We start from the raw sequence: 688 nt of genomic DNA on the forward strand, positions 1-688 counted from the left end.
GCCGGGCGGTGGACGTCGGCGCCGGGCAGCCCGGCTGGGCCGTGGACGTCGGCGCCGGACGGCGCTCCCCCGAGCCACGCGTCGAGGCCGTCGCCCCGGCCCGCTCGGGTCATCCCGACCCCGGGCAGACCGGCAACCAGCGGGTACACGGCCACGGCGGCCAGGAACGCCAGCGCCGCGGAGCCCGAGCCGACCAGGCCCTCGACGGTGAAGGGTCCCCTGGTCGGGCTGAGCAGCAGGTGCACGCTGGATGCGCAGAAGCCGGCGATGCCAAGCGCCGCGGCATGAAACATCCGTAGGTGCGGCGGGCGGATCGGGTCGGCGCGGCCGGCCAGCCAGCACAGCGGCAGGCCGATCACGGTCGGGTAGAACGGCGGCAGCAGCACGGCGACCGCCACGGTCCAGGTGGCGAGCAGGTCATGCCGGGCGGCCGGGAAGACGGTGAGGTCGGCCCCCAGCCGCCCGGCCACGACCACCGCGAATCCACCGAGGACGACGAACGCTGCGAACGCGAGCACGTCGGCCCAGCGCGGCCGCAGCCCGACGATAGCGACGCCGGCCAAAACCGCCCAGCACAGCGTGACCCCCACGACCCGGCGCACGACCGCCCGCGGCGCGCGCCACAGCATCCAGCCGCGCCCGACCAGCCGCGGCAGCACCCGGCACGGCCGGGGCCGTCGGTCCACAC

1 pseudogene is annotated in these 688 nt (G+C 76.9%); it reads right to left on the reverse strand.

Annotation, left to right across the window (positions count from 1 at the left end):
- Positions 1–659: pseudogene (locus ND748_RS33305) on the reverse strand (GGDEF domain-containing protein); the annotation flags it as partial.
- Positions 660–688: the final 29 nt, after the last annotated feature.

Source organism: Frankia sp. AiPs1 (assembly GCF_023716945.1).
In the GTDB taxonomy this organism is placed as follows: domain Bacteria; phylum Actinomycetota; class Actinomycetes; order Frankiales; family Frankiaceae; genus Frankia.